The sequence below is a fragment of the Micromonospora phytophila genome (assembly GCF_023656545.1).
GTDB lineage: Bacteria > Actinomycetota > Actinomycetes > Mycobacteriales > Micromonosporaceae > Micromonospora > Micromonospora phytophila.
This window is the reverse complement of record NZ_JAMOKF010000445.1, coordinates 1-3,631: the sequence shown is the minus strand read 5'-3', so window position 1 is coordinate 3,631 and position 3,631 is coordinate 1. Positions and strand designations below refer to the sequence as shown.

Annotated in this window: 3 protein-coding genes; all 3 read right to left on the bottom strand. The window is 71.9% G+C overall.

Features of this window, described 5'->3' with window-relative positions; translation table 11 throughout:
* Positions 1–255 (bottom strand): hypothetical protein (locus NCC78_RS29255; RefSeq protein ID WP_250798578.1); only part of this gene is annotated, 255 nt, incomplete at its 3' end.
* Positions 256–385: 130 nt separating this feature from the next.
* Positions 386–1,105, bottom strand: coding sequence for a TIGR03936 family radical SAM-associated protein (locus NCC78_RS29250; RefSeq protein WP_284706365.1), 720 nt, complete (start codon positions 1,103–1,105; stop codon positions 386–388).
* Positions 1,106–1,297: 192 nt separating this feature from the next.
* Positions 1,298–3,343 carry a TIGR03960 family B12-binding radical SAM protein gene (locus NCC78_RS29245; RefSeq protein WP_250798576.1) on the bottom strand — a complete coding sequence of 682 codons (2,046 nt, stop codon included), beginning with the start codon at positions 3,341–3,343 and terminating at the stop codon, positions 1,298–1,300.
* Positions 3,344–3,631 lie beyond the last annotated feature (288 nt).

The following is a 3,631-nucleotide window of genomic DNA, read 5'->3' as shown; positions in this document are numbered from 1 at the left end:
CTCGACCGGCGCGTCGGCCTGCTCGGGCTGGTTCAACGGCGCGGCGGCGTGGCGCCGGGTGGTACGTCGACGGGTCGGCGCGACGGGCGCTTCGCCCGCCGCGGTGGCGCCGCTGTCGGCGCCGCCCGGCGCGGCGGTGTCACCCGCGCCGGTGGTGTTCTCGACGGTGGTGTTCTCGACGGTGGTGCGGTCGGCGGTGTCGTCGGCCGGCTGTGAACCGGTCCGTTCGACGCCCTCGGGCTCGTTCTCGAGCATGGACGTTCTCCAGTTCTGGCTGCCCCGGGCGCGGGTGAGCGCTGCCACGCAGGGTCGCCGCAAAGGTGTTTCCGCCGGACGCGCAGGATGCGCGACCGCCGAAGTCTGCCTGCCAAACGCTGACCGTCGGTCAGCGCTCTCCGATGGTTGCCCCGTCGCGGTCCGCGTCCAACGGATCCGCTATCGCGCCCTGCGCGGTCAGCGTGCCCTGAGCCAGCCGGATCACCTTCGGGGCGACCGGCGGCTCCAGGTCGGCCACCACGCGGAGGCCGGAAAGGACGTCATCGGGCCGCACGGACGGGGTGACCTGCCGCACGACCAGTTCGAGTATCGCACACGGTACGGCCGGGGCTCCGGAAGGCGTCTCCGTCGGCGCGATCACATCGATGGCGATGACCGCGTGGCGGGCGTCGAAGGTGCGCCGCCCCTGCTTGGTCATCCGCTCCACCAGCACCTCGTCGGCGGCGGTGAAGGCGGCCACCGCGGCCGCCAGCACGGCCGGCTCCACCTGTGGCAGCTCGATGCGCCAGTGCGACGCCTCGATCCGGTCGGGCAGGCTCCCCGCGGTGACCACCACGGCGTCGAGCACGTCCAGCCCGGGCGAGAGCGCGGCGTCCAGCGCGGCGCGCAACTGCTCCGGGTCGACCGGCTCGCGGAGCCCGATCTCCAGGTATTCCGCCTCGCTCGCCACGCCCGTCGGGGCCGCGCTGGCGTACGAGATCTTGGGGTGCGGGGTGAAGCCCTGGGAGAAGGCGATCGGCACGGCGGCGCGACGCAGCGCCCGCTCGAACGCCCGGGCGAAGTCCCGGTGCGAGGTGAACCGCAGCGGACCGCGCTTGGCGTACCGGATCCGGATGCGCTGGACGACCGGCGCCTGCCCGCCCTCTGGCTGTGGTTTCTTACTGATCGTCGTGCTCCTCGGTGTCGGAACCGGTTGATCGTGACGTCGTCGCGGCGACCGCCCGTGACAATAACTTCATGATCTGACCGGTGCGCGGCGGGCGGCGGCCGGCGCACTGCGCGCCCGCCGCCGCCGGGCGCGTCACTGCTGGGCGCCGGTGGGAACCTTCAGGCCACCGCCGTTGACCGGGGTCAGCGGGAGCAGCTTCTTCCCCGTCGGGCCGATCTGGATCTCGGTGTCCATCGACGGGCACACGCCGCAGTCGAAGCACGGGGTCCACCGGCAGTCGTCCTGCTCGTACTCGGACAGGGAGTCCTGCCAGTCCTGCCAGAGCCAGTCCTTGTCGAGACCGGAGTCGAGGTGGTCCCAGGGCAGGACCTCCAGCTCGTCGCGCTCCCGGGTGGTGTACCAGTCCAGGTCGACGCCGAAGGCCGGCAGCGCCTCGGCGGCGGCGTCCACCCAGCGCTGGTACGAGAAGTGCTCGCTCCAGCCGTCGAACCGGCCGCCGTTCTCCCAGACCTTGCGGATCACCGCGCCGACCCGGCGGTCACCCCGGCTGAGCAGGCCCTCGATCAGCGACGGCTCGCCGTCGTGGTAGCGGTAGCCGATCGCCCGGCCCAGCGAGCGGTCCGAGTTGATCGCCTGCTTGAGGATCTTGAGCCGGTGGTCGATGACCTCCGGGCGCTCCATCTTCGCCCACTGGAACGGGGTGTGCGGCTTCGGCACGAAGCCGCCGATGGAGACCGTGCAGCGGATGTCCTTGGAGCCGGTGGCGGCCCGGCCGGCCCTGATCACCTCGTGCGCCATGTCCGCGATCTCCAGGACGTCGGCGTCGGTCTCGGTGGGCAGGCCGCACATGAAGTAGAGCTTCACCTGCCGCCAGCCGTTGGTGTACGCGGTGACGACGGTGCGGATGAGGTCTTCCTTCGACACCATCTTGTTGATGACCTTGCGGATCCGCTCCGACCCGCCCTCCGGGGCGAAGGTCAGACCGGTGCGCCGGCCGTTGCGGGACAGCTCCTGGGCCAGGTCGATGTTGAACGCGTCCACCCGGGTCGACGGCAGCGAGAGCGAGACGTTGGTGCCCTCGTACTGCTGGGCCAGGCCCGAGCACATGTCGCCGATCTCGGAGTGGTCGGCCGAGGAGAGCGAGAGCAGGCCGACCTCGTTGAAGCCGGAGAACTCCAGCCCCTCACGGACCATCTGGCCGACCGTGGTGATCGAGCGCTCCCGGACCGGGCGGGTGATCATGCCGGCCTGGCAGAACCGGCAGCCCCGGGTGCAGCCCCGGAAGATCTCCACCGCGTACCGCTCGTGCACCGTCTCGGCCAGCGGCACCAGCGGCTTCTTCGGGTACGGCCAGGCGTCCAGGTCCATCGTCGTGCGCTTGTGCACCCGGAACGGCACGTCCGCCCGGTTCGGCACGACCCGCTGGATCCGGCCGTCGGGCAGGTAGTCCACGTCGTAGAAGCGCGGCACGTAGACGCTCTCGGTGCGGGCCAGCCGCAGCAGCAGCTCGTCGCGGCCACCCGGGGAGCCCTCGGCCTTCCACTCCCGGACGATCGCGGTGATCTCCAGGACCGCCTCCTCGCCGTCGCCGAGCACGGCGGCGTCGATGAAGTCGGCGATGGGCTCCGGGTTGAACGCGGCGTGCCCGCCGGCCACGAGCACCGGGTCGGCGTCGGTGCGGTCGGCGGCTAGCAGCGGGATGCCGGCGAGGTCGATCGCGGTGAGCAGGTTGGTGTAGCCCAGCTCGGTGGAGAACGAGACGCCGAAGACGTCGAAGTCGCGCACTGAGCGGTGCGCGTCGACGGTGAACTGCGGCACGCCGTGCGTACGCATCAGCTGCTCCAGGTCCGGCCAGACCGCGTACGTCCGCTCGGCAAGCACGTCGGGCAGCTCGTTGAGCACCTCGTAGAGGATCTGCACGCCCTGGTTGGGCAGTCCGACCTCGTAGGCGTCGGGGTACATCAGCGCCCACCGGACGGTCGCCTCGTCCCACTCCTTGACCACCGCGCCCAGTTCGCCACCGACGTACTGGATGGGCTTGGTCACCTGGGGCAGCAGCGGCTCCAGCCGGGGCCAGATCGACGGCTCCAGGTCGCTGCGCGGCGTCAGACGCGCCGAGCTGGAGCCGTCGCCGGAATTGGCCGCGGCGGGGCGTGGCGTGGTGGACGGGACGCTCATGAATCCCAAGGGTACGCGTCGCGCCGGTGGTCACCGCGCGCACGCCGGTGCCGCGCCGACGGCACGCTGCGACACGCCCGTCGACGGTACGCACCCGGGCGCGGACGGCCCGGCGGTGGGCGGGATCGCCGCCGGTGGCACATCGGTACTAACCTCGGACCGGCGCGAGAGGAGATTGCCGCGATGCCGCAGCCGCAGCCGGGTGCAGACCGGCCGGCCGACGGGAGCACCCCGAGCCCGGATCCGGGTCGGGATCCGGCGGTCACCGAGGAGCCCACGTCCTCCCCC

Coding starts and splice junctions, on each gene's coding strand:
- NCC78_RS29245 (WP_250798576.1), bottom strand. CDS start 3,343: ATGAGCGTCCCGTCCACCACGCCACGCCCCGCCGCGGCCAATTCCGGC.